This window comes from Brevibacillus porteri (assembly GCF_003013475.1).
Classification (GTDB): domain Bacteria; phylum Bacillota; class Bacilli; order Brevibacillales; family Brevibacillaceae; genus Brevibacillus; species Brevibacillus porteri.
On sequence record NZ_PXZO01000001.1, the window covers coordinates 402,170 to 427,447 of the forward strand.

Genomic DNA, 25,278 nt, shown 5'->3' on the forward strand with positions numbered 1-25,278 from the left:
CCTTTCTCCAAAAACGGAGGAAGGGGTTTTATGTGATCTTACTTATTTTGCTTTTTGATAAACACATACAACCATTTTTACGAAAAATTCACGGGTAGCAGATAATTTCGCCAAGGACTGCAACTGATTGCGCAACGGAATCTCTCGCTGGTAAACCGCAGGCTGCACCACGCCTTGTTGAATTTTTCGAAACCGTTTGATCGTCATGCGATTAATGTACGAGATCGTATCTCTGCCATCAGGAAGCTTGTCGAATCGAAAAGCAATCCGGTCAGAACCGTCTGGCAAGTCACGGACTAGCTTTTTATAGGCATCAATCAAGGCTTGCTCCGAGAAGAGAGCATGCACCCAAGGAATGCCGATCGCATCTGACAAATGGGCACCGAATGGATGATAATACGGCGGAAAATTGATGTAGAGATGCCCGCCAGGCTTCAATACCCGAAAGCATTCCTCCAGCGTCTTTTCCGGTTCGCCTACGTGCTCCATCGCGTCATTCATGATGATCGTATCGAACGTGTTGTCCGGGAAGTCCATTCTCGCGGCATCACCAGTCATGAAGGAGACAAGATGATCCAGCCCTTTTTTCTTCGCGAATTCATTTCCTTCCTCCGCATAGTGGGGGACGATATCGATGCCGATCATTTTTTTCGGGCCAAACGTGGCGTAATAGCAGGTTTTTCCCCCGCCGCCACAGCCGATGTCCAAAACGGTTTTGTCATGGAACATTTGCTCCTGTGAATGGAAGGGGAGGAAAAACTGAATGGTTTGATCCCCTTTTTGAAATTGCCATTCGGTATAGCTCATTTCCCCGTTGTTTGCCAGATTGAAAGGGTGAACGGGGAGAGGAAATAATCGATTTAAACCTAGTAACACTTGTGAAGAAAAGGACATGATGTCCTCCTTTCCAGGTCGGCCTTATTTACGCAGCGCTTGCAGAACAAGTTCACTGCTTTTGGAAGCTTCGATTGCTAACAGATGGGAATGCTTCGTTACCACATCAATTTCGTGATCGAGGTTGTCCAGTTTTTCAGCGAGCAAGGTCAAAAGTGTAGTTTCATCGAGTTCAGTAATGTGACCAGCATTGGGCATTCCAGCGCGTTCGACGAATCGATCGATTTTCGGATCGTAGGAGATACCGATAAAAGGGATTCGCAGCATGCACGCAAGAATAAGCGAGTGAAGCCGCATTCCAACGACGTAGTTGCATTGCTTCAATACCGACATAATGTCATGAAAAGTTACAGGCGCATCAAGAAGACGTGCTCCTGGTTGGCTCATCTGGTCCATGATTTCCTGGGACGGTGCCAAATCGCTAGGGACATGCATCGGCAGGAAGAGAACATTCCATCCGCGCATGATAAACCAATCGGCTGCTCGGGCTATCTTCTGTTTGAATGGTTGTTCCTGCTTCCAGTCCCGTACAGAGATGGCGACCAAAGGCTTGGAAGGATCATCAAACATACCATGGAGCAGCTCTTTTCCCCGTTGATCTGCAATATCGTCTGGGGATATCGTCAGAGCAGGGTCAGCTGTTATATAGATAGGGGCTTTTTTTACGCCGCAGGCTTTAAAGTCCTCTCCTGATTCGTAGTCGCGAACCGTGATAATGTTGACGTGATTGACCACGCGTTTGATCATCGTGCGACTGAGCGATTTGAGGATGGGGCCAAATCCTTGTGCGTAAAAGACCACGGGTTTACCTAAAAGCTTGGCAATGGTGACGATGCCCAAATAGTAGAGGACACTGCGCGGACTGGTTACATCCTGCATCAGTGTACCGCCGCCCATCACCAGCATGTCACTTCGCGAAAGCTCGCGGACGATGGTTCCAAAGCTCCAGCGGTTATAGGCTTCAATCCCGAACAGTTCCGCAGTCCGATCAGGCTGATTGGACAGAACGGCGAGAGAGATATTTGGTTGTTCCCGCTTAAGAGAGCTGATGATGCCGTACAGGACCACATCGTCTCCGGCATTATTAAAGCCGTAGTACCCGGAGATGAGAATTCGCGACATGGAGTGAACCTTCTTTCTATATCAAACGTACAGGAAAAATACATTCTCAAGTATAATCGAGTAAACAAGCGGAAGTAAAGCAACCACAGTAGAAAACTTCACGCCCCCAATTGTTTGGACAGATACAGTGGGTGCAGCGCCGTTCGTAGGGTATAATGATGTTGTTCCGACTTACGAGAACATATAGAGGAAACCCATACCGAACATGCCGATGCCAAGAACGATGAGGGCAATCATGACGATGAACAGCCCCTTATTTTTGCGGCGACGGTAAAAAAATTCGTCAAACATGGTAAGCCTCCCTGCGGTTGTGATAGTCCATTCTACTATCATACCATGTTCTCTATCATCCTTGCCATCCACATATGAGTGAATAGATGTCCGCAAGAATAGGGGCGAATGACAGCAGAAGGGAAGGAGCATTTTTCATCATGGAAAGCATGTGGCTCAAATACACATTACTAGTGGAACCAGAGATTGAGGATTTGTTTGTGGCAGAGGTTTTGACCAGCTCCTACACGCTTGGCTGGATCGAACCGCAAATCGAAGTGCTGACAACCGAAAATGGATATGATTACGCAGAAAATACGGAAGGTCCACTTGTTGGCTATTTGTTTGAACCCCAGCATGATCGTGAAGAGGAGCATGTAGACCGCCTAAAGACCTACATTCAACGCTGGAATGGACAAGTCACGATAAAAGAAATAGAACTCGTAGCTGAAGAAAATGAATCGTGGAAAGAGGAGTTCCGGGAAGTCAAGATAGGCGACTGGTGGGTAGCACCAACGTGGACGGACCCCGCAGTGTTGGAGTCGGCTCAGCATATCCTATGGATTGATCCAGGTGCAGCTTTCGGAACCGGCTATCATGGAACGACGCAGGACATTCTTTTGTTTTTGCAAGAAATGGATCTGGAGGGTAAGCAAGTCATTGATGTAGGAGCTGGCTCAGGAATTCTCTCTTTGTACTGTGCTTTGAATGGAGCGAAGCATCCTGTATGGGCTGTGGATATTAATCCGCAAAGCGAGTATCAGGTTCTCGTCAATGCGACGAATAACCACCTTCCTGACCACGCTGTACAAGTCGTGATTGGGGATGCGTGTGAGGACGCAGTTAAGTCCCAATTGCCTGACCAAGCTGATGTCATTCTGGTCAACATCGGAGGCGATGAAAATGTCGCGATGCTTCCGATGATTACGGAGCGAATGGCTCCTGAAGGAATTTTGATTCTCTCGGGAATTGTTGAATGGAATCGGGAAGCTGTTATTGCCACATTTGAACAGGCAGGCTTCCAAGTAGAGAAAGAAAGTCAACAAGACGAATGGGTCACCGTTGTATTGAAAAACATTGCTGGGAACCGCCCTGTAACTTCCGTGTGAGACAATAAAGAAAATAGGGTACTCAATGGAGGGGAAAATCAATGGAGCAGGTTGTCATTGCTGCTGCCGGACGTACGCCAATCGGTACGTTTGGTGGCGTCCTGAAAGATGTAAGCGCTCGCAAGCTGGGAGAAACCGTCATTCGTGGTGTCATGGCTAGATCTGGTCTGGAAGCTTCTCTGATCGATGAAGTTATTTTAGGGAATTGCATTCAGCGTACAGACGAACCAAACATAGCGCGGGTGGCAGCATTGGATGCGGGCTTGGGAAAAGAAGTGACGGGCTACACGATTCAACGTCAATGTGCATCCGGCATGCAAGCGATTGTGAGCGGCGCTTCCCAAATTCTTTTAGGCGACAGTGAAATCGTCTTGGCAGGCGGCGTAGAGAGCATGAGCAACGCCCCGTATGTCCTGAAAAATGCGCGCTGGGGCAAACGATTGACACATGGGGAAATGACCGACGCGATGTGGGATTTGTTAACAGACCCTCACCATCAAATCCTGATGGGCGAGACGGCAGAACGTCTGGTCGATCGTTATGGGATCACGCGCGAGGAGTCGGATGAGATTGCCTTGCGCAGTCAGCAAAATGCGATCCGAGCCATAGACAGCGGCTTGTTTGCCGAGGAAATCATCGGGGTCCCCATTAAAAAGCGCACCGAAGAAATCGTCGTAACGGAAGACGAATTCCCTCGCAGGGGAGTGACCTTGGAAAGTCTCGCGAAGCTAAGACCCAGTTTTCGTGACAATGGTACAGTGACGCCAGGCAATTCCTCCGGTCTCAACGATGGAGCGTCCGCAGCTGTTTTGATGAAAGAAGGCAAAGCGAGAGAGCTCGGGATCGAACCACTCGGCAGAATTGTCTCGTGGGCAGTAGCGGGGGTAGAGCCTGATTTGATGGGATATGGACCCGTTCCAGCAGTAAAGCGTGCATTGGCAAAAGCCGGTTTGACGCTCGCGGATATCGAACTGATCGAAGTAAATGAAGCCTTTGCCGCGCAATACCTCGCCGTGGAAAAACTTCTGGAGCTGCCACGGGAAATAACGAATGTGAACGGAAGCGGCATCGCGTTGGGTCACCCTGTCGGTTCTACTGGCTGCCGAATTGTCGTATCCTTGCTGCACGAAATGAAGCGACGACAGCTGAAACGAGGCATGGCTGCCCTTTGTGTTGGCGGAGGTATGGGTATGGCGATGGTTGTCGAACGCCCATAGGTTTAAACGAAGTCTCCCCTGTTAAAAATGGAAGCAAAGGGGGAGGCTTTGTCATGTTTATATGGTCATTTTTCAAGCGACATGGAAAACAGATTGCGTTTCATACCTTATCCTGTTTGGCGATCGGGGCGTTGCTGCTGGTTGCCTACAGTGCCTATCAATATAAGCAAATGACAAATCAGTGGTATGCTCCGATTGATGGAGCCAAAGGGAGCGCAAAACAGGCAGCTGTTTCCCTTCCACCACGTGATCTTTTGACAGGAACAGAACCGTTGAAGCCTTTCGTCGCCCTGCTTCTTGGTGTGGATAGTCGAGACGGAGAAAGTGCACGTTCAGATACAATGATGCTTGCGGCGATTCATCCCGGGAAGCAATCCGTCTACCTTTTGGCGATTCCGCGTGACAGCTACATGGAGCTCCCGGGAAAAGGATACGACAAAGTGAACCATGCAATGGCATTTGGTGGTCCAAAAATGGTGAAAGAGTCGCTGGAAAAATATTTACAAATAAAAATTGATCGGTATATCTCCGTAGATTTCGATGGCTTCCGTCAAATTGTAGACGAGCTGGGAGGCGTCACTGTCGATGTGAAGAAACGAATGAAGTACAGCGATCCGAGCGACGACACGTACATCGACATTCAACCAGGGCTACAGACTTTATCAGGTGAGCAGGCATTGGATTACGCCCGTTATCGAAAAAGTGATTTAGGCAAGGAAGACAGTGATTACATGCGGATTGACCGACAGCAGGAGATTCTCAAAGCATTAGCTTCAAAAGGCACCTCGCTTCAAGTGTATACGAAGGCATTTTCACTCATGGAAATACTGGGTCAGCATGTGAAAACGGACCTCACTGAGCAGGAAATCGCCTCTCTGTTATTGTCCTATGGCGATGGCACTCCGAATTCCATTCAAGCTGATACATTGGTTGGGCAGGATGAGCGCATTTGGCATAATGGAATCGTTGGCTGGTATCATCTCGTCCCTACATCTGAACGGGAAAGGGCACGACAGCAAATTGTCAAGGAAGTTACACCGTAAAACACGAAGAGCATAAGGGCAAAGGACACGGCTTTCATCATGGGCTTTGTCCTTTTTTCGTCGAATAGTCTTGTCCCAAAAAAAGGAAAATATATGATTTTAGTTGGAAAATTGAATATGTTTCGAATACAATAGTCATTAGGAAGAGATTATGAATGTAGATCATAGGGAGAGGCAAGGCCATTTAAGGGATGGAGGGAATGACCATGTCAAATGCCAAGCCTTGGATTGCCAATTACCCGCCCGAAACTGCGCCGTCATTGGATTACCCCCGTGTTCCTTTGACGCATTTTCTGGAGCAGTCTGCAACTATGTATCCAGACAGTAACGCGATCTATTTCATGGGAAAAAGCATTACGTATCGAGAGCTTTTGCAGTTGTCATACCAATTTGCCAATGCATTGATCAAGCGCGGTGTAAAGAAAGGTGACCGCGTGGCGATTATGCTGCCAAATACTCCTCAAGCCGTCATCAGCTACTACGGGGCGCTTTTTGCAGGCGCGATCGTGGTCATGACCAACCCGCTGTATACCGAGCGAGAATTGATTCACCAAATGAACGATTCAGGCGCCGAGACCATCATCACACTGGATTTGTTGTACAAACGTGTTACCCAAGTCCGTGCATCTACCTCACTTCAACGAATCATCATCACAAGCATTGGCGATTTCCTTCCCTTATTGAAAAAATGGCTATATCCGTTCGTGCAGAAGAAACAAGGACAAAATCCGCAGGTTACATACAGCGCAGATATTGAACCTTTTCTTTCCGTCTTAAAAGAAAGCGCTACCAAGCCTGTGGAAGTATCAGTCGATCCGACCCAGGATATCGCACTCCTCCAATATACAGGGGGGACAACAGGTGTTGCCAAAGGCGTCATGCTGACGCACGCCAATCTCATTGCGAATGCAGTCCAGTGCCAAGCGGTCCTTTACAAGCTGAAAATGGGAAAGGAACGGATTCTGTGTGTGCTCCCACTGTTCCACGTGTATGGGATGACTACCGTGATGAACAAAGGCATTTGTATCGCAGCAGAAATTATTCTCGTTCCCAAATTCGACGTGAAACAAATATTTGAAATGATCGACAAGCGAAAGCCTACTCTTTTCCCAGGGGCACCAACCATGTATATCGGTTTAATCAACCACCCGGACTTGAAGAAGCATGATCTTTCTTCCATCGACGCATGTGTCAGTGGATCAGCTCCGTTGCCGATCGAAGTCAAGCTCAAATTTGAAGAGTTGACGGGCGGCAAGCTGGTCGAAGGTTATGGGATGACGGAGGCTTCTCCCGTCACACATTCCAATCCCATTTGGGAAAAAGGCATTACCGGAAGCATCGGAATGCCGTGGCCAGATACGGATTGCCGAATTGTGGATACGGCAACGGGAGATGAGATGCCCCAAGGCGAGGTCGGGGAGTTGGCTGTTAAAGGGCCTCAAGTCATGCTCGGCTATTGGAATCGCCCAGAGGATACCGCTGCCGTATTGAAGGATGGCTGGTTTTTGACGGGAGATATGGGCTATATGGACGAAAACGGCTATTTTTATATCGTCGATCGTAAAAAAGACATGATTATAGCTGGTGGCTTCAATATTTATCCGCGCGAAGTAGAAGAAGTGCTGTTTGAGCATCCCGCCATCCAGGAAGCAGCAGTCATAGGTGTCCCAGATCCGTACCGGGGCGAAACAGTCAAAGCATTCGTCGTTTTCAAGGATGGACAGCTCGCGAATGAAGCGGATCTGGAAGCGCATTGCAGACAGAGACTCGCCGCCTATAAGATTCCGAGACAATACGAGATTCGTACAGATTTGCCCAAAACCATGGTCGGAAAAGTATTGCGACGCCAATTACAAGAAGAAGACAAGAAGAAAAGAGAAGCCCAGGAAGAAATCAAAACGAGCTAGTAGCTGATGTTTTGAGGCTTGCGATCCCAGGCGGAAAGCGGCCTTTTTTGCTGACCTCTTGCGATTGACAGAGGAGTGGCCCTGTATTACACTAATTATGAATGAGTGATCATTCATTTCGTCATCAATGTTAGTAAACATGGAGGTAGTTATGGCAAAGAAAACGGGGGAAAAGTATCAAGCCATTATTGATGCTGCTGTTCGAGTAATCGCCAGACAGGGCTATTACAGTGCCCAGGTATCGAAAATTGCGAAAGAGGCGAAGGTAGCAGACGGCACCATATACCTCTATTTTGAAAACAAGGATGATATTTTGATTTCACTGTTTAACGAAAAGATGGGCCTGTTTGTGGAGACAAACCGCAAACGCATTTCGGAAGCGACGACCATTGAGCAAAAGCTGTATGTACTCATTCATGCACACTTGAGCCAGCTATCCAAGGACCATGATCTGGCAAAAGTGACTCAAATCGAGCTGCGCCAATCCAGTCCGATCATTAGTGAAGGAATCGGCAACGTGATGAAGCAGTATTTTAATCTCATTGACGAAGTGATCGTAGCGGGTATGGAACAGGGTGTATTCCGATCCGATCTCGAGGTGCGGATTACGCGCAAAATGATTTTTGGAACGCTGGACGAAGTGACGACATCTTGGGTGATGAAACAGTGCAAGTACGACCTTGTCTCTTATGTTGATTCCATTCATAACCTCTTCCTGCTTGGTATGAAGGGAAAAGAATGAAAAGAAAAGCTTTTTTTGCATGAAAACGTTTGTTACAATGGAAACAGTAAGACTGAGCGATCGCTCGGAATGAAATAGTAGCTGTTTTTATATATGGGGAGAGTTTGGGGGGAGAGGAATGGCGTCGCATTGGAATGTAGAAATCGTTGATCGCGTTGCTACGGTAACGATTAGCAACCCGCCTGCTAACGCACTCAGTCAAGCAGTGCTCGGTCAATTGAGTGAACTTTTGGACCAGTGGGAAAATAACGATGAGATCAAAGCAATCGTTTTGACTGGCGAAGGTCGGTTTTTCATTGCAGGAGCGGACATCAAAGAATTTACCCAACTGAATCGGGATAATGCGGAAGAACTGGCGAAGAAGGGTCAAGCATTGTTCAATCGCTTGGAAACGTTCCCGAAGCCAATCATTGCAGCAATTAACGGTGCTTGCCTTGGCGGAGGATTGGAGCTTGCTTTGGCATGCCATATCCGCTTCGCAGCACCTGAAGCCAAGCTTGGGCTGCCTGAGTTGAATCTCGGACTCATTCCTGGCTACGGTGGTACGCAACGTCTACCGCGTCTGGTTGGCCGTGGCAAAGCGACACAAATGATTCTTACATCAGAGATGATCGGTGGCGAGGAAGCTTTGCGCATCGGTCTTGTGGAAGCGGTTTATCCCGTAGAGCAGTTGCTTGCAGAAGCACAAAAGCTGGCAGCTGTTTTCGCAAGTAAGAGTGCGATTACCCTGAAGTTTGCGCTAGCGTCCATCCATAACACAACGGAGCTTTCGTTATCACAAGGCTTGGAGCAGGAAGCAAAGCTATTTGGCGATGCATTCGCGACGGAGGACGTAAAAGAAGGCGTGACTGCTTTTCTGGAAAAGCGCAAGCCGCAATTCGCAGATCGGTAGTTAAGCATATAGCTTCACAAGTATGAGGTACCACTAAGGAGGAGGCATCCTGATGAATATCGTGGTTGTGTTGAAACAGACGTTTGACACAGAAGAAAAAATCGTCATCCAAAACGGACAAATTTCCGAAGATGGCGTTGAATTCATCATTAATCCCTACGATGAGTACGCTGTAGAAGAGGCAATCAAGCTCAAGGAAGATCATGGCGGGGAAGTAACCGTAATCAGCGTCGGCCCAGACCGTGCTGAAAGTGCACTGCGCACGGCTTTGGCAATGGGCGCAGATAAGGCTGTTTTGGTGGATGACGAGTCTCTGTTCGGAGACGAATTCACGATCGCCAAAGTACTGGCTGCCGTAGCGAAAAAGGTTGGCTACGATATCATCATTGGTGGACAAATGGCTGTAGACTCCGGGGCTGGCCAAGGCGGTCCTCGTCTGGCAGAAGAACTGGGGATTAACCATGTATCGACTGCTGTGAAGCTAGAGGTGGACGGGACGAACGTACGCGTAGAGCGCGATGTAGAAGGTGACTTGGAAGTCGTGGAGACGAGCCTTCCTGTTTTGATTACGGCTCAGCAAGGACTCAATGAGCCGCGCTATCCTTCTCTCCCAGGTATCATGAAAGCGAAGAAAAAACCATTGGATAGACTCGGCGCAGACGATTTGGGCATTACTGCGGATGAGGTAAAAGCAAAGACAGAAATCGTCGATCAGACATTGCCTCCGAAAAAACAGGCTGGTCGCATTCTCTCTGGCGAATTGGCAGCTCAAACGTCGGAATTGGTGCAACTGTTGCGCAATGAAGCGAAAGTGATCTAAGCGAGAGGGAGAGGATATCCATGAAAAAAGTACTTGTATTGGCAGAAGTACGTGACGGACAACTTCGCAACGTGTCGCTGGAAGCATTGACTGCAGCACAAGCATTGGCTGAGGGCGGCGAAATTGTAGCAGGTGTATTCGGAGCAAATGCAGCAACGCATGCTGTGACATTGGGTCAGCATGGTGCGAGCACGGTGTATACGGCTGATCATACAGCGTTGGCACAGTACACGCCAGATGCGTATGTGCAGGCACTCACGCAGTTGATTGAGCTAGCTTCTCCAGATGCAGTTGTTTTGGGTCACACCGCGATCGGTCGTGACATCGCACCTCGCGTAGCAGCGCGACTCGGTTACGGTCTGGTTTCGGACGTAACAAGTGTAGAAGCGGGCCCTGTCTTCGTTCGCCCGATCTATGCAGGAAAAGCGACACAAACGCGCAAATTCGTTGATGGAACAACATTTATTACGATTCGTCCAAACAACATTGCTATCGGCGCTGCTGACCCTTCGAAAACGGCAGTGGTGGTACCAGTTGAATTGGAAATTAAAGATTTGCGCACGATTGTAAAAGAAGTTGTAAGAAAAACAAGCGGCAAAGTAGACCTTTCCGAAGCAAAAGTCGTGATTTCCGGTGGACGCGGAGTGAAGAGTGCAGAAGGCTTCCAGCCATTGAACGATCTGGCAGAAGTACTCGGTGCGGCTGTTGGTGCATCTCGTGGCGCTTGCGACGCAGACTATTGCGATTACTCCATGCAGATCGGACAGACAGGTAAGGTTGTTACACCTGATCTGTATATCGCCTGCGGGATTTCGGGAGCGATTCAGCACTTGGCTGGTATGTCCAGCTCGAAAATCATTGTTGCCATCAACAAAGATCCGGAAGCGCCAATTTTCCAAGTGGCTGATTACGGTATCATAGGTGACTTGTTTGAAGTGCTGCCATTGCTGACGGCTGAGTTTAAAAAAGTGTTGGTGTAACAGAAAGACAGTAACAAGGCGCTCCTTTTGGGGCGCTTTTTTTGTCCGCAAGGCTTACTTTATGCTTTCCTTGCTTGGTATAATAGGCAGTAAGGAGAGGTGATCGGGATGAGCGAACAGCTTTTGCAACAACTGATACACATGGTGGCGGAGAATAACCGATTGGTTAAAGAAACGCAGGAGGAGCTACGCGAGTTTAAGAAAGAAATGTATGATTTTCGGAATGAGATGTATGCGTTTCGCGATGAAATGTACGAATTCCGTGATGATGCTACGCGCCGATTAGACAGACTGGAACGCCAAAACAAACACACCGATGCAGACCTCAATCTGTTGCATCGGAAAGTCAGTGATCACGAACGGGAGATTAATCGGCTAAAACAAGTCGGGCAATAAGGTGCAGACAGACTGGACAAACTAAAACGAGAAGTGCAGGGCAAAGTGTGGAGCGGCGTAGTCAATTTGGTGTTTGAATGATATACTGATAACCGTTAGGAACCTTTATTTAGCAATTGAAATTCAAGGAGGTAACTTCTCATGGCAATTGTAAATGCTACTGACCAAAACTTTTCCCAGGAAGTAGAGCAAGGCGGTACAGTCCTGGTTGACTTCTGGGCTCCATGGTGCGGCCCTTGCAAAATGATCGCTCCTGTACTGGAGCAAATCGACGGTGAAGTGGGCTCCCAGCTCAAAATCGTCAAAGTAAACGTGGATGACAACCCAGATTCTGCTGGTCGTTTTGGCGTAATGTCCATCCCAACCTTGATCGTATTCAAAGACGGTCAACCAGTTGACAAAGTGATCGGCTTCCAACCAAAAGAAGCGCTCATGGCAACTGTAGGCAAACATCTGTAATCGCAAAGCAACGAGTGAAGCGGCATAGCAATATGCCGCTTTTTTATGTTTGGATACGGAATTCTGAACGATCGTTTGTCAAAAAAATTAAGTTTACTTGAGCGAAAATAATTGCGTTTTTAGAATACTTTGATTAAACTTCATATATTCAATTTATTTCGATAATAGAGGGGGCTTTTCTAATGAAGGGATTTCATTTGATGCGCTCGCTGGCGGCGATCTCGCTAGGGGCGGTATTGATGGTCGGATGTTCGAGCGGAGGAAATACAAGTGCTCCTGCAGCAGGAGAAGGTGGCTCCGGGCAAGCCGCTAGCACTGACGGACAAGAGATTCAGGCAAAAATCGGTGTGGTAGGTTTCCTCTCTGGTTCTGGGGCAGCTTATGGAGAAGCGCAAAAAGCAGGATTGGAGCTGGCGTTGGGCGAGCTGAATGAAGCGAACAAAGGCAAGCTCAAGATCGAACTGAAGTTTGAAGACTCCGCCGGAGAAAAAGAAGGCGCGATTAATGCGGTAAATAAACTGATTAATCAGGATAATGTCGTGGCGATCATCGGACCGACACTTTCCGGTGAAATGTTTGCTGCAGGACCAGTTGCAAACGAGGCCGAAACTCCGATTTTTGGTATCTCCAACACATCAGAAGGAATCAATGATATCGGGGAGTATGTGTTCCGAAATTCTTTGCCTGAATCCATTGCGATCCCGACAGCTATGAAAGCAGCTGTGGAGAAAAATGGCTTGAAAAAAGTAGCACTTATCCACGCTTCTAACGATGACTTCTCCGTGAATGGTTACAAAGTCATGAAAGCAACCGCTGAAAAGCTGGGCTTGGAGATTACCAGTGAAGCGACTTTCGCAAATGGTGATGTGGACTTCTCGGCACAATTGACCAAGCTGAAACAAACAAACCCAGACGCTTTGCTTGTGTCCGCTTTGTACAAAGAAGGCTCTATGGTTGTGAAAAAGGCACGTGAGTTGGGCTTTACAGGGACAATTCTTGGTGGGAATGGTTTCAATAATCCGAAAGTTTTTGAAATTGCAGGTCCAGCTGCTGAGGGCTTGATCGTTGCGACTCCATTCAGCCCTGAAAAGAAAGATGATAAAGTACAAGCCTTCGTAAAAGCATTCGAAGCCAAATACAACAAAAAGCCTGACCAGTTCGCAGCCCAAGCATACGACTCGCTGTACATCATGTCGCAGTCACTGCTTGCCGCAGGAAAAGCAGATCGCGAAGAGTTGCGCGGACAATTGGCTCAGCTGAAAGATTTCACAGGTGTATCCGGCAAACTGTCTTTTGACGAGAAACGTAATCCGATTGGCGATGCAGTTGTCGTTGTCGCAAAAGAAGGCAAATTCGTCCCGTTTGAATAGGATTGTGCCCGGGGTCGCTCCGGGCTTCTTTTTCTATCCGTTATCTCGCTGGATCAGTAAGTACCAGATCATGTTCTTCGCTTGCTGATCCAGCGAGAATAACTCAATCATCGTTGGATAGTAACCACTTAACAGTGAGGTGAGGCATTTGTTTTGGCAGCAATTAGTCAACGGATTGACAGTTGGTAGCACTTATTCATTGATTGCATTGGGCTATACGCTCATTTTTGGTGTCTTGGGAATCATTAATATGGCACACGGCCAAATTTTTATTTTTGGATCACTGGTTGGCTTGGTATTGATGACCAGCCTGAATATGCCTTTAGGGGTAGCGCTGATTGTGGCGATCGTGATATCGGCCATTTTGGGTCTTGTGCTGGAGTATACAGCACTTCGCCCACTTCGTAAAAAAAATGTACCCCACCTGGCATCCTTGATCAGTACGATCGGATTTGCCATTTTGATGGAGGAAGCCATGCATAAGTTTTTCGGTGCTGACTCCCGTGCGTTCCCACAATCCTTTGGGGATACCACTTTTGACTTGGGGCTCATTCAAATTCGCAGCGTCGATCTCGTTATTTTGGGGATTTCTGTGTTGCTGATGTTCGTCCTGCATTTTTGGATTCAAAAAACGAAAATGGGAAAAGCCATTCGCGCGACGGCTGAAAATACGGATACAGCAAATATTTTGGGGATTAACACGAATATGGTCATTGTCGTGACCGTCATGCTTGCGTCGGCACTGGGAGGTGTCGCCGGCTTATTGATCGGGATGGCGTACTCTGCTCTCATTCCGACGATGGGGATGACGCTTGGCTTCAAAGGTTTGGCTGTTTTGATTTTAGGCGGGGTAGGCAGCATTCCTGGAGCCATGGTGTGCGGCGTATTGCTCGGGATTATCGAGGTGTTTACCGTCGCGTACGGAGACTCGTCGTATCGAGATGCGGTTGCTTTTGGCTTGATCATTCTCATTTTGCTCTTGAAGCCGGAAGGACTATTTGGACGCAAAGCGTAAGGGAGGTGCAGACATTGGACATTCTCAATCCATATAACTTACAGGTACTGACTTTTATCTTGTTAAACAGTATTTTGGCGATCAGTATTTACATTACACTCTCGACGGGCCAGCTTTCTTTGGGACATGCGGGCTTTATGAGCATTGGTGCTTTTACGGCGAGTATTTTGACAAAGCAAGCGGACATGCCTCTGTTTATCGCCATCATAATCGGGGGACTGGCGGCAGGGTTAATTGCACTGTTGATCGGTGCTCCGACATTGAAGCTCCACGGCTTGTACCTGGCCATTGCTACGCTTGGCTTTGGTGAAGTGATCCGCGTTATTTTTCTCAATATGGAAATTACAAATGGCGCCCTCGGACTGACCGGACTTCAATCGATTGGCAATTACTTATACGATTTTGAAAAAGCAATGGGGTTAAAAGCGCAAAGCTTTGGTATTTCGGTCATGCAAATGAAGTCATTATCGACCTTTGTGTTTATGCTGCTCCTGTTTGCCTTCGTTCTTTTCCTGACGCTGCGTCTGAACCGTTCTCGTCTCGGGCGAGCTTTTGAAGCGATCAAAGCAGACGAAACGGCAGCACGTGCGATGGGATTGCAAGTCAACTATTATAAGATGCTTGCTTTTGTGATCGGTTCCATTTTGGCTGGTGTATGTGGAGGATTGTTCGCCCACATTACGACGACCATTACGCCAGACGATTTTAACTATCATAAAGTCGTAGAGATTCTGTCTTATGCCGTGATCGGCGGCAGCGAAGTGGTATGGGGACCGCTGTTTGGTGCCCTGGTTTTGACAGCACTGCCGGAGGTACTACGTGGTTTGGCCGAGTACAAAATGCTCATGTACGGTTTGATCATGGTTGGTGTAATGGCGTTCCGTCCGCATGGCTTGATTGGCGCCGATACGTTCCAAAAGCTGTTCAAGCGTCGTCGGGGCAAGTCATCGGACAAGGAAGCGAAGGGGGGAGTATAAGATGTTGCTGGAACTTGCGAACGTAGGAAAAAGCTTTGGCGGCATCACCGCTCTTCGTGACGTTTCTTTTACGGTCGGAGAGGGCGAAATTGTCGGCTTGATTGGTCCGAATGGTGCGGGCAAAACGACCATTTTCAATATGGCAACGGGCATATTCGAACCAACCACGGGCACCTTTTCTTTTGCTGGACAAAAACTAAATGGGGTGGCGCCTAACAAAATTACCGAAATGGGAATTGCGAGGACGTTCCAAAATATTCGCCTCTTCGGTCACATGAGTGCGCTGGACAATGTGAAGGTAGGATGTCATTCGCGCATGAAGGCGGGCTTCTGGGCTTCCCTTTTGAAAACCCCCGGACAACGTGCGGAAGAAAAGGCTGTTACCAAAAAAGCAGAGGAGCTCCTCGAATTCGTAGGCTTGTCTGACATTGCTGATGTTCGCTCGGATACATTGGCTTACGGTCAACAACGGCGTCTGGAGATTGCGCGGGCACTGGCTACTGAGCCAAAGCTTTTGCTTTTGGACGAGCCTGCTGCGGGAATGATCGAGACCGAGACAAAAGCGCTCATGGAGCTGGTCAAAAAAATTCGCGATGACGGGACGACTGTCCTGTTGGTCGAACACGATATGGGATTGGTCATGAACCTGTGTGAAAAGGTCGTATGTATCAACTTTGGGGTCAAAATTGCTGACGGCACCCCGGCAGAGGTACAAAACAATCCAGATGTGATTGAAGCCTACCTCGGCAAGGAGGACGAATAAGATGCTGAATATACAAAACTTGACGACCTCCTACGGTCAAATCAAGGCAATTCGTGGGATAACGCTGGAAGTGCCTGAGGGAAAAATCGTCTCGCTGATCGGGGCGAACGGAGCGGGAAAAACCACAACCATGCGTACGATTGCAGGTCAACTGAAGCCTGAAGCAGGGACGATTACGTTTTGTGGTCAACGCATAGAGGGTTCGAGACCCCATCAGATCGTAAAAGCCGGATTGGCGTTGGTACCAGAAGGGCGTGCGATCCTCGGGAAGATGACCGTGCTGGAAAACCTGGAAATGGGCGCATTCCAGCGCAACGATGCACAAGGCATCAAGGACGACATGGAGAAGATGATGACCTGGTTCCCCATCCTGAAGGAACGGCTTTCCCAATTGGGAGGGACGATGTCTGGCGGTCAACAGCAAATGCTAGCCATTGCTCGCGCATTGATGTCGCGACCGAAGCTGCTGCTTTTGGACGAGCCGTCGATGGGCTTGGCTCCCATCGTGGTATCGGACATTTTCAAGGTGATCAAAGAAATCAATGCGGAAGGTACAACCGTCCTCATCGTGGAGCAAAATGTCAAACAAGCCCTCAAAATCGCTGATTACGGGTATGTACTGGAGGCAGGGCAAATCGTGTTGGACGGCACAGGAGAAGCGTTGTTAAACGACGAGCGTGTAAAAGAAGCATATTTGGGTGGTCGCAAGCACTAGTCTGCCTGTAAAAAACTGTCGCCATGGAATGAGGCGGCAGTTTTTTTCGTCATCATTCCATGGTACTATAAAGGATAGAACGTATATTCTCTTATGATGCGAAAAAGGGAAGGAAGCCGGATACGATGCCAGCCAAATTGACGAGAGAGCAAATGGAATATCTTGTTCATCAAGTACAACGCTATTTTAAAGAAGAACGGTCGGAGACACTCGGCAATTTGGAGACGGAAGAGTTGATTGCCTTTTTCTCAAAAGAGCTCGGCCCCTTCTATTACAATCAAGGGGTGCAAGACAGCCGTAAGCTGCTGATGGAACGGATGAGTTCCTTAGAAGATGAACTGTATGTATTGGAAAAACCAATTCACAAGAACAAATAGATGCATGGCAGATATAGAGCAAAGAGGAGGGAGCAGCCATGAACAGCTCCTTAAAAGATAAGCTGGCTGTCCTGCCAGATAAGCCAGGCTGCTACCTGATGAAAAATGCGAGCGGGGAAATCATTTACGTAGGAAAAGCCAAGGTACTGAAAAACCGCGTCCGCTCTTATTTTACAGGCAGTCATAACGGGAAGACGCAGCTGTTGGTCAGTGAAATCGTGGACTTTGAGTACATTGTGGTATCCTCCGCGATTGAGGCGCTCATCCTCGAGTGCAACCTGATCAAGGAGCACGACCCGCGTTACAATGTCATGCTCCGCGACGACAAGACCTATCCGTACATCAAAATTACGAATGAGGCGCAGCCACGCCTGGAGATTACCCGTAAGGTATTAAAAGATAAAGCCAAGTATTTCGGTCCTTATCCGAATGCCGGAGATGCCTCCGAGGTGAAGAAGCTGCTGGATCGCCTCTATCCGTTGCGCAAATGCCGCAATATGCCCAAGCAGGTTTGTCTTTACTACCATTTGGGACAATGTTTAGCGCCCTGTGTGTACGAGGTATCGGCAGAGGAAAATCAGCGTTTGGTGGACGAAATCAGCCGGTTCCTCGATGGTGGCCACGAGGAAATGAAGCAAACTCTCACGGAAAAAATGCTACAAGCCGCAGAAAACATGGAGTTTGAACGAGCCAAGGAATATCGCGATCAGATCAAGAGCATCGAAGCGGTGATGGAGAAGCAGAAGATCACGTTCACGGATACGGTAGACCGCGACATTATCGGATTTGCTGTGGAAAAAGGCTGGATGTGCATTCAGGTGTTCTACATGCGAAAAGGGAAGATGATCGAGCGTCAGACGACTTCTTTTCCATACTATGGAAGCGAAACCGAGGACTTTATGTCTTATGTGAGCCAGTTCTACTACGATAAACAAAATGCGCTACCAAAAGAAATTTTGCTCCCGCAAGAGAGTGAACCGGAGCTTTTGGGTGAGTGGCTGGGTATCAAAGTCCATGCTCCGAAAAGAGGCAAAAAGCATGAGCTCGTGAAGATGGCTTCCGAGAACGCCCGTATTGCTTTGCAGGAGAAGTTCGCGCTGATGTCCAAGGACGATGCTCGTACAGTCCAAGCGGTACACAATCTTGGTCACATTTTAGGGATTCCGGTTCCTCATCGAATTGAAGCGTTTGACAACTCCAACATTCAGGGAACAGAGCCTGTGTCTGCGATGATTGTGTTTACAGACGGTCGCCCTGACAAAAAGGAATACCGCAAATTCAAGATCAAAACCGTCGAGGGGCCAGATGATTACGGCTCCATGCGCGAAGTGGTTCGCCGTCGTTACTCACGCCTGCTGAAAGAAAACCAGCCGATGCCCGACCTGATTGTGATCGATGGTGGAAAAGGCCAAATCAGTGCGGCTATGGACGTGCTGGAAAACGAGCTGGGTCTCTATATTCCCGTCTGTGGACTTGCGAAGGACGAGAAGCACCGCACCGCTCAGCTCATGTACGGAGATCCGCCAGAGCCTGTGAATCTTAGACGTGATAGCTATGAGTTTTATTTGTTGCAGCGCATCCAAGATGAAGTCCACCGTTTTGTTATTACATTCCACAGACAATCCCGGACAAAAACGATGCTCTCCTCGCAGTTAGATGAGATCCCGGGTATCGGTGAGAAGCGACGCAAGCTGTTGTTCTCTCATTTTGGCTCGTTGAAAAAAATGCGAGAGGCGACCGTTGAAGACTTCCGCCAATTAGGGATCGGTGACAAGCTGGCAAAAGAAATCATCGGGCATCTGCGCAAGCTGGACACATAGCACATGTAACTTTTTGAACAACCTCTAAAAAGGAATTGATCCATTTTTAGACTCATGATATAATCCGATTCAAACAGAATAGTTAGCCTCACTTCCATTATGGAGTGAGGTAGAGGCGCGAAAACCAAGAGTACCACCCTGAGATCGGGAATCTGTGAAGGGGACGGGAAAGGGGAATTCGCCGAAGTGTGGAGGGAAACCCGCTTTTCTCCATGCTGGGTCTGCGTTGAACAAATGCAGGACTGTCATCTGCACAATGACCAATTGTCAGATGGAGAGCTATCTCACGGTGTGTCAATGTGAGTTTTGATGGTGATGACTGTCAATCTTCGTTGTCCGCGTGTATTGGGAGGGAGGAACCGGTATGTCGAAACAGTAGGCAGCGGCAGGTCTTATTCCTTGTCGGTGCCTTTTTTGTAAAATAAAATGCAAGACTTTTCCTTATAGAGAGAATAGTGAAAAACCATACGATACGAGATAAATACCAACATTGGATATGAGAAAAAGGGAGAGAAGCCGCATGGGGTTGATCGTGCAGAAATACGGAGGCACCTCTGTAGGTACCATTGAGCGAATTTTACGAGTTGCGGATCGAATTGTCAGCTACAAAGAGGAAGGGCATGATGTGGTAGTCGTTGTTTCTGCAATGGGCAAATCTACTGACGTGTTGGTAGATATGGCCAAGCAGATTAGCGCATACCCATCCGAGCGTGAAATGGATATGCTTCTGACCACGGGGGAGCAGGTATCGATCGCGCTTTTGTCGATGGCCTTGCATACAAAAGGCTACGACGCCATTTCTCTTACGGGCTGGCAGGCTGGAATCACCACGGAGGCGATTCACGGAAGAGCACGGATCAAGCAGATTGATCCAGAGCGGATTCAATCCGAGCTCGGCCGTGGTCGTGTGGTGATCGTGGCAGGATTCCAAGGGATCAGTGACGAAGGTGAAATTACGACGCTCGGCCGCGGTGGATCGGATACATCTGCGGTTACACTCGCAGCGAGCTTGAACGCTGAGAAATGCGAAATCTTTACAGACGTGTCCGGGGTGTATACAGCTGATCCGCGAGTGGTTCCAGCTGCGAGCAAGCTGGATACGATCTCGTATGATGAGATGCTGGAGTTGGCGAACCTCGGTGCAGGGGTTCTTCATCCAAGGTCAGTAGAGGCTGCGAAAAAATACAAGGTAAGGCTGGTCGTCCGCTCCAGCTTTACTGCCGAAGATGGTACGTACGTTGAGGAGGTTGCCAACATGGAAACAGGAAGAGTAGTAAGTGGAGTTGCACACGATGAAGATGTAGCCAAAATCACGGTTGTCGGCATGCCTGCCAAGGTCGGGACGCTCTCCCGTCTGTTCAATACGCTGGCGGACAATCAGGTGAACGTCGATATCATTATCCAAAGCTCTTATGATGCGTCTGTTACGAATATTTCTTTTACAGTTGCAGCGGATGACCTGAAAAAAGCACTGGATACGCTGGACAGAAACAAAAACGAGCTTGGCTTTGAAAAAGTCGATTTCGAGGAAGGCTTGACCAAGGTATCGATTGTTGGCTCAGGCATGATCAATAATCCAGGGGTAGCTGCCGAAATGTTCCGTGTTCTGGCAGAAAAAGAAATTTCTATTAAAATGGTATCTACGTCTGATATCAAGGTTTCTTGCGTCATTCCAGCAGCCTTGACGGAGCTGGCTGTTCGCAGTCTTCATTCGGCATATGGTCTGGATGTCGAGGAAACCGCGGTCGTGCACGGAGTATAAAACATGGATGCTCCCTCTCCCTTTGTTAAAGGTAGAGGGGGCATTTTCTTCATGACGCCACTTGTACAGATATACGTATGTCAGAGGAGCTTTCCATTTCGATTTTGCTGAACGCTTCTCTTTCTTTCCATTGCTCAATCATACCAGCAATGATCCCAGCCTCAAAAGAAAGACTGCATCCTAGTCTTTCGATAGACTGGTAGCTAAAAATGGAATGAGTAAGCGAATAGACGATAGTTTGCCCGGACTCCTCCACGACGTCGAGCTGGCCTAATCCGAGTCGAATAAAAGGCATAATCGGGCCTGTTGCAGATTGAATGGGGATTTGGCGGCCCATATTTTTTCCAATCCAATAGAGAATATGGTTTTCACTATCGCCTAGCAGGGTGCTAGTCAGCGTTTCGCGTAGAAGATGATAGCCAAGATAGGGCATATTCATTCTTTCCGCATAGGGAATGGTCTCTGGCGGCAACAGTGCTGCAAGCTGATCCTTCTCTTTCATATGTGCTTCCCTCCTGTCTGTACTAGATTATGAGGAGGGACTCGCATTCATGACATCTTAATAGAAAAAATAGCTGGACTAAACAAAGTTATTCTATCAATGTATTTAGTACATTGATTGTCTTGACGCTATGTGTCGACAAGAGTACAATTGGATTTGGTCAAAGTTTTGCCCAACTTTTTCTCGAATTTTGACACATTCCGACAAATTCATGTGATCTAGCGAACGCAGTCATTTTGTGAACAGCGTCAAGACGCTCTTCATAAAATGATCGTGGCGGTTTTGCTATGTCTAATGGGTGAGGCAATGGGTTAGGATATTGGGGAAAGGTCTATCAAAACGGCCGAAAACCGTTTTGGACTGCTTGCGGTGACGCTTGACGTTTTTCACAGAATTGAGAGTTACATACATTGAAAGGGGGACCATTGTATGGCGAAAGGCCATAGCTTTCTCAGTCACAAGCTACACTCACTTCTTGGTTTGTTTCCGATCGGGCTCTTCCTCGTGTTCCACTTGACAGCCAACTATCAAGCGACTCGTGGGCCTGAAGCTTTCAACCAGGCCGTAGGCTTCATTGAAAGCCTTCCATTTCTGTTAGTACTTGAATTTGCCTTGATCTACCTCCCGATCCTGTTTCACGCTGTTTACGGTCTCTACATCGCGTTCCAAGCGAAGCATAACGTAGGGAACTTCGGTTACTTCCGAAACCAAATGTTCTTGTGGCAACGCGTTACAGGAGTCATTACCCTCATTTTTATTGTTTGGCACGTTTGGGAAACTCGTATCCAAAAAGCACTGGGTGCACACGTGGATTATGACATGATGGCAAACATTTTGAGCAGTCCTGCAATGATCGTATTCTACACAATCGGGATTATTAGCACGACTTTCCACTTCTCCAACGGACTGTGGTCGTTCCTGGTTCACTGGGGAATTACAGTTGGGCCGCGTTCCCAACGCATTGCAACATTCCTGACTTTGGGCGTATTCGTAATTGTAACCTTCATCGGCTTGCGTGCGATGTCGGCTTTCATTTTGTAGGGATAGGGGGACTAAACTCATGGCAAAAGGTAAACTGATCATTGTCGGTGGAGGTTTGGCCGGCTTGATGGCTACCATCAAAGCAGCAGAAAAAGGCGTTCCTGTTCAGCTGTTCTCCCTGGTTCCGGTAAAACGTTCCCACTCTGTCTGTGCGCAGGGCGGTATTAACGGTGCGGTAAATACCAAAGGGGAAGGCGACTCCACATGGGAGCACTTCGACGATACAGTATATGGCGGAGACTTCTTGGCAAACCAACCGCCAGTTAAAGCAATGTGCGATGCAGCACCTGGCATTATCTATATGTTGGACCGTATGGGCGTTATGTTTAACCGTACGCCAGAAGGTTTGTTGGACTTCCGTCGTTTCGGGGGAACCAAACATCACCGTACCGCTTTTGCGGGTGCGACAACTGGACAACAGCTCTTGTACGCATTGGACGAACAAGTACGCCGTTATGAAGCTGAAGGTCTGGTAACCAAGTACGAATATTGGGATTTCCTCGGAGCCGTTTTGGACGATACAGGAACCTGTCGCGGGATTACTGCGCAAAACATGCGTTCCGGTGAAATTCAATCCTTCCGTGCGGATGCCGTTATTTTGGCAACAGGCGGACCTGGTATCATCTTCGGTAAATCGACGAACTCGATTATCAATACAGGTACTGCAGCTTCTGCGGCGTATCAACAAGGGGTTATCTACTCCAATGGTGAGATGATCCAAATTCACCCAACTGCAATCCCTGGCGACGACAAGCTGCGTCTGATGTCCGAGTCTGCTCGTGGTGAGGGTGGCCGTGTATGGACGTACAGAGACGGTAAGCCTTGGTACTTCCTGGAAGATAAATACCCTGCATACGGAAACCTGGTTCCGCGTGACATCGCGACTCGCGAAATCTTCTCCGTTTGCGTAGATATGAAGCTGGGTATCAACGGCGAAAACATGGTATACCTAGACCTGTCCCACAAAGATCCAAAAGAACTGGATGTAAAATTGGGCGGTATTATCGAGATTTACGAAAAATTCGTTGGGGATGACCCACGTAAAGTTCCAATGAAGATTTTCCCTGCGGTTCACTACTCCATGGGCGGTATGTGGGTAGACTACAATCAAATGACCAATATCCCTGGTCTGTTTGCAGCAGGTGAGTGCGATTACTCTCAGCACGGTGCAAACCGTTTGGGTGCGAACTCCCTCCTGTCCGCTATCTATGGCGGTATGGTAGCAGGTCCAAAAGCAATCGAGTACATCAAAGGCTTGAACAAATCCTCTGATGATCTGTCTTCCACGCTCTTCGACGGTTTTGCTAGCCAAGAGCAAGCGAAATACGACAGCATCCTGAAAATGGACGGAACAGAAAATGCTTACCTGATCCACAAGGAACTGGGTGAGTGGATGACTGACAACGTAACGGTAGTACGTTACAACGACCGTCTGCAAAAAACGGATGATAAGATCGTTGAACTGATGGAACGCTACAAGAAAATCAACATCAACGATACGAATAAATGGAGCAACTCCGGTGCGGCGTTTACCCGTCATCTGTGGAACATGCTCGCACTGTCCCGTGCGATCACGATCGGTGCGCTCAAGCGCGACGAGAGCCGTGGTGCTCACTACAAGCCTGATTTCCCAGAGCGTGATGACGAGAACTTCATGAAGACGACAATGGCGAAGTACAATGCTGAAACGACTGCGCCTGAAATCTACTATGAAGACATCGACGTATCCCTGATCGCACCACGTAAGCGTGACTATACGTCTGACAAGAAATAAGAGAGGAGGAAACTGATCATGGCAGAAAAATTGATTCATTTGATTATCACTCGTCAAGATAGCCCTGACAGCACTCCGTACAAGGAAGAGTTCAAGATTCCTTACCGTCCTGGTATGAACGTGATCAGTGCTTTGATGGAGATTCAACGTAATCCACTCAACGCACAAGGTCAAAAAACGTCTCCAGTAAACTGGGAATCGAACTGCTTGGAAGAAGTATGCGGTGCGTGCTCGATGGTTATTAACGGAAGACCGCGCCAAGCTTGCTCGGCACTGGTAGATAAGCTGGAACAGCCGATTCGTCTTGAGCCAATGAGCACCTTCCCTGTACAACGTGACTTGTCGATTGACCGCAGCCGCATGTTCGATGCGCTGAAACGCGTAAAAGCGTGGGTTCCAATCGATGGTACGCATGATCTGGGACCAGGTCCTCGCATGCCGGAAGTTGAGCGTCAATGGGCGTACGAGCTTTCGAAGTGCATGACGTGCGGTGTTTGCTTGGAAGCTTGCCCGAACGTGAATGCGAAGGCTGAGTTCATCGGTCCGTTCGCGATTTCGCAGGTTCGTCTGTTCAACCAGCATCCAACGGGTATGATGAACAAGCATGAGCGTCTGGAAGCCCTGATGGAAGATGGCGGTATCGGTGATTGCGGTAACTCGCAAAACTGCGTACAAGCATGTCCAAAAGGTATTCCGCTCACAACTTCGATCGCTCATATGAACAAAGAAACAACCAAACATGCAGTGAAGAAGTTCTTCTTCTCCTAATTGTTTGCAATAGAAAAGGCGTGCACCGGTGATCCGGAATGCACGCCTTTTTTCAATGTCGCTGTAGTGGAGAGAAGAATATTTCCAGTCTAGGCTCCAGGCTCCGTCCTGCTGGGGGTTGAGACTGTCCGCTCCGAAGGGATTTGCGGGGAAACGCAAAAGTGGTAGCCGCTTCGTCGCGTGGGCACGTTGCGTTTCTGTTGCCCGCAAATCCCTTCTCCGCTGGGTAGGACTCCACAAGTCGCTACGTCTGGAAATATTCTTCTCTATCGTGACTGATTACGTTCTTCATTCTTTAAAGGATTTTAAAACCCGTTTAACACGGAAAGATCGTAGAGGAAACAGGAGAAAAAGCGAAGATCTTTGGTACACCGACCGAGACTCCATACAAAAAGCGAAACACGTTCTTAAGCGTCCACCTCTGAGAAGCATCCTGAAAGGACTACTTTGGACGCGGTTTCGCTTTTTGCATGGAGTCGGGCAGTGAATCCCCCAGCGGGTGGGACAAGAAGCTGAGCGTTTTCTCCTGTTTTCTCCCCACCA

General features: G+C 48.3%; 24 protein-coding genes and 1 riboswitch. Of the genes, 21 read left to right on the forward strand and 3 right to left on the reverse strand.

Annotated features, from left to right (window positions below; translation table 11 throughout):
• Nucleotides 1-42: 42 nt before the first annotated feature.
• The gene (locus C7R92_RS01905; protein WP_069845548.1) at nt 43-894 is read right to left on the reverse strand and encodes a class I SAM-dependent methyltransferase; all 852 of its coding nucleotides are present in this window, start codon (nt 892-894) and stop codon (nt 43-45) included.
• Nucleotides 895-918: 24 nt separating this feature from the next.
• Complete coding sequence (gene csaB / locus C7R92_RS01910; RefSeq protein ID WP_017251076.1) at nt 919-2,016, reverse strand: polysaccharide pyruvyl transferase CsaB; 1,098 nt, start codon at nt 2,014-2,016, stop codon at nt 919-921.
• A gap of 431 nt (nt 2,017-2,447) precedes the next feature.
• On the opposite strand from csaB, the gene C7R92_RS01915 reads away from it, so the two are divergent.
• The 18 genes from C7R92_RS01915 to C7R92_RS02000 all read left to right on the forward strand — a co-directional run bounded on the left by C7R92_RS01915 (nt 2,448) and on the right by C7R92_RS02000 (nt 20,650).
• Nucleotides 2,448-3,395 carry a 50S ribosomal protein L11 methyltransferase gene (locus C7R92_RS01915; RefSeq protein ID WP_106833031.1) on the forward strand — a complete coding sequence of 316 codons (948 nt, stop codon included), beginning with the start codon at nt 2,448-2,450 and terminating at the stop codon, nt 3,393-3,395.
• Between the two features lie 41 nt (nt 3,396-3,436).
• Complete coding sequence (locus C7R92_RS01920) at nt 3,437-4,612, forward strand: acetyl-CoA C-acetyltransferase (protein ID WP_069845545.1); 1,176 nt, start codon at nt 3,437-3,439, stop codon at nt 4,610-4,612.
• A 53-nt stretch (nt 4,613-4,665) separates the two neighbouring features.
• Nucleotides 4,666-5,655 carry an LCP family protein gene (locus C7R92_RS01925; RefSeq protein ID WP_069845544.1) on the forward strand — a complete coding sequence of 330 codons (990 nt, stop codon included), beginning with the start codon at nt 4,666-4,668 and terminating at the stop codon, nt 5,653-5,655.
• A gap of 206 nt (nt 5,656-5,861) precedes the next feature.
• Nucleotides 5,862-7,562 carry an AMP-binding protein gene (locus C7R92_RS01930; protein ID WP_167403178.1) on the forward strand — a complete coding sequence of 567 codons (1,701 nt, stop codon included), beginning with the start codon at nt 5,862-5,864 and terminating at the stop codon, nt 7,560-7,562.
• Between the two features lie 151 nt (nt 7,563-7,713).
• Complete coding sequence (locus tag C7R92_RS01935; RefSeq protein WP_017251081.1) at nt 7,714-8,304, forward strand: TetR/AcrR family transcriptional regulator; 591 nt, start codon at nt 7,714-7,716, stop codon at nt 8,302-8,304.
• A gap of 118 nt (nt 8,305-8,422) precedes the next feature.
• Nucleotides 8,423-9,196: an enoyl-CoA hydratase gene (locus tag C7R92_RS01940; protein ID WP_017251082.1), complete on the forward strand. Its 774-nt coding sequence runs from the start codon at nt 8,423-8,425 to the stop codon at nt 9,194-9,196.
• A 52-nt stretch (nt 9,197-9,248) separates the two neighbouring features.
• The gene (locus tag C7R92_RS01945) at nt 9,249-10,016 is read left to right on the forward strand and encodes an electron transfer flavoprotein subunit beta/FixA family protein (RefSeq protein WP_017251083.1); all 768 of its coding nucleotides are present in this window, start codon (nt 9,249-9,251) and stop codon (nt 10,014-10,016) included.
• 20 nt (nt 10,017-10,036) lie between these two features.
• Nucleotides 10,037-10,996, forward strand: a complete 960-nt coding sequence (locus tag C7R92_RS01950; RefSeq protein ID WP_106833033.1) for an electron transfer flavoprotein subunit alpha/FixB family protein — start codon at nt 10,037-10,039, stop codon at nt 10,994-10,996.
• A 108-nt stretch (nt 10,997-11,104) separates the two neighbouring features.
• Nucleotides 11,105-11,392: a hypothetical protein gene (locus C7R92_RS01955; protein WP_106833034.1), complete on the forward strand. Its 288-nt coding sequence runs from the start codon at nt 11,105-11,107 to the stop codon at nt 11,390-11,392.
• A gap of 141 nt (nt 11,393-11,533) precedes the next feature.
• On the forward strand, nt 11,534-11,851 hold the full coding sequence (gene trxA / locus C7R92_RS01960) for a thioredoxin (protein WP_007722428.1): 318 nt from the start codon (nt 11,534-11,536) through the stop codon (nt 11,849-11,851).
• A gap of 182 nt (nt 11,852-12,033) precedes the next feature.
• The gene (locus C7R92_RS01965) at nt 12,034-13,221 is read left to right on the forward strand and encodes an ABC transporter substrate-binding protein (RefSeq protein ID WP_069845540.1); all 1,188 of its coding nucleotides are present in this window, start codon (nt 12,034-12,036) and stop codon (nt 13,219-13,221) included.
• 148 nt (nt 13,222-13,369) lie between these two features.
• Nucleotides 13,370-14,236 carry a branched-chain amino acid ABC transporter permease gene (locus C7R92_RS01970; RefSeq protein WP_106833035.1) on the forward strand — a complete coding sequence of 289 codons (867 nt, stop codon included), beginning with the start codon at nt 13,370-13,372 and terminating at the stop codon, nt 14,234-14,236.
• A 5-nt stretch (nt 14,237-14,241) separates the two neighbouring features.
• A complete protein-coding gene (locus C7R92_RS01975; RefSeq protein ID WP_106833036.1) occupies nt 14,242-15,213 on the forward strand; it encodes a branched-chain amino acid ABC transporter permease in 972 nt (323 codons plus the stop codon).
• A 1-nt stretch (nt 15,214) separates the two neighbouring features.
• A complete protein-coding gene (locus tag C7R92_RS01980) occupies nt 15,215-15,976 on the forward strand; it encodes an ABC transporter ATP-binding protein (RefSeq protein WP_017251089.1) in 762 nt (253 codons plus the stop codon).
• Between the two features lies 1 nt (nt 15,977).
• Complete coding sequence (locus C7R92_RS01985) at nt 15,978-16,691, forward strand: ABC transporter ATP-binding protein (RefSeq protein WP_017251090.1); 714 nt, start codon at nt 15,978-15,980, stop codon at nt 16,689-16,691.
• Nucleotides 16,692-16,816: 125 nt separating this feature from the next.
• Entirely contained in the window at nt 16,817-17,068 is a 252-nt protein-coding gene (locus C7R92_RS01990) for a DUF2164 domain-containing protein (protein WP_106833037.1), read from the forward strand.
• Nucleotides 17,069-17,106: 38 nt separating this feature from the next.
• Nucleotides 17,107-18,888 carry an excinuclease ABC subunit UvrC gene (gene uvrC, locus C7R92_RS01995; protein WP_069845536.1) on the forward strand — a complete coding sequence of 594 codons (1,782 nt, stop codon included), beginning with the start codon at nt 17,107-17,109 and terminating at the stop codon, nt 18,886-18,888.
• Nucleotides 18,889-18,990: 102 nt separating this feature from the next.
• A riboswitch (Lysine riboswitch) is annotated at nt 18,991-19,178 on the forward strand.
• A 230-nt stretch (nt 19,179-19,408) separates the two neighbouring features.
• A complete protein-coding gene (locus tag C7R92_RS02000) occupies nt 19,409-20,650 on the forward strand; it encodes an aspartate kinase (protein WP_069845535.1) in 1,242 nt (413 codons plus the stop codon).
• A 49-nt stretch (nt 20,651-20,699) separates the two neighbouring features.
• Here C7R92_RS02000 and C7R92_RS02005 read toward each other — a convergent pair whose 3' ends face one another.
• Entirely contained in the window at nt 20,700-21,152 is a 453-nt protein-coding gene (locus tag C7R92_RS02005) for a YslB family protein (RefSeq protein ID WP_017251094.1), read from the reverse strand.
• A gap of 429 nt (nt 21,153-21,581) precedes the next feature.
• Between C7R92_RS02005 and C7R92_RS02010 the strand changes: the two genes are divergently transcribed.
• Genes C7R92_RS02010 through sdhB form a run of 3 tightly spaced genes read left to right on the forward strand, consistent with a single transcriptional unit; the run spans nt 21,582 to nt 24,735 of the window.
• Nucleotides 21,582-22,193: a succinate dehydrogenase cytochrome b558 subunit gene (locus C7R92_RS02010; RefSeq protein WP_007722458.1), complete on the forward strand. Its 612-nt coding sequence runs from the start codon at nt 21,582-21,584 to the stop codon at nt 22,191-22,193.
• A gap of 19 nt (nt 22,194-22,212) precedes the next feature.
• Nucleotides 22,213-23,967 carry a succinate dehydrogenase flavoprotein subunit gene (gene sdhA / locus C7R92_RS02015; RefSeq protein ID WP_007722462.1) on the forward strand — a complete coding sequence of 585 codons (1,755 nt, stop codon included), beginning with the start codon at nt 22,213-22,215 and terminating at the stop codon, nt 23,965-23,967.
• 18 nt (nt 23,968-23,985) lie between these two features.
• Nucleotides 23,986-24,735 carry a succinate dehydrogenase iron-sulfur subunit gene (gene sdhB / locus C7R92_RS02020; protein WP_007722466.1) on the forward strand — a complete coding sequence of 250 codons (750 nt, stop codon included), beginning with the start codon at nt 23,986-23,988 and terminating at the stop codon, nt 24,733-24,735.
• Nucleotides 24,736-25,278 lie beyond the last annotated feature (543 nt).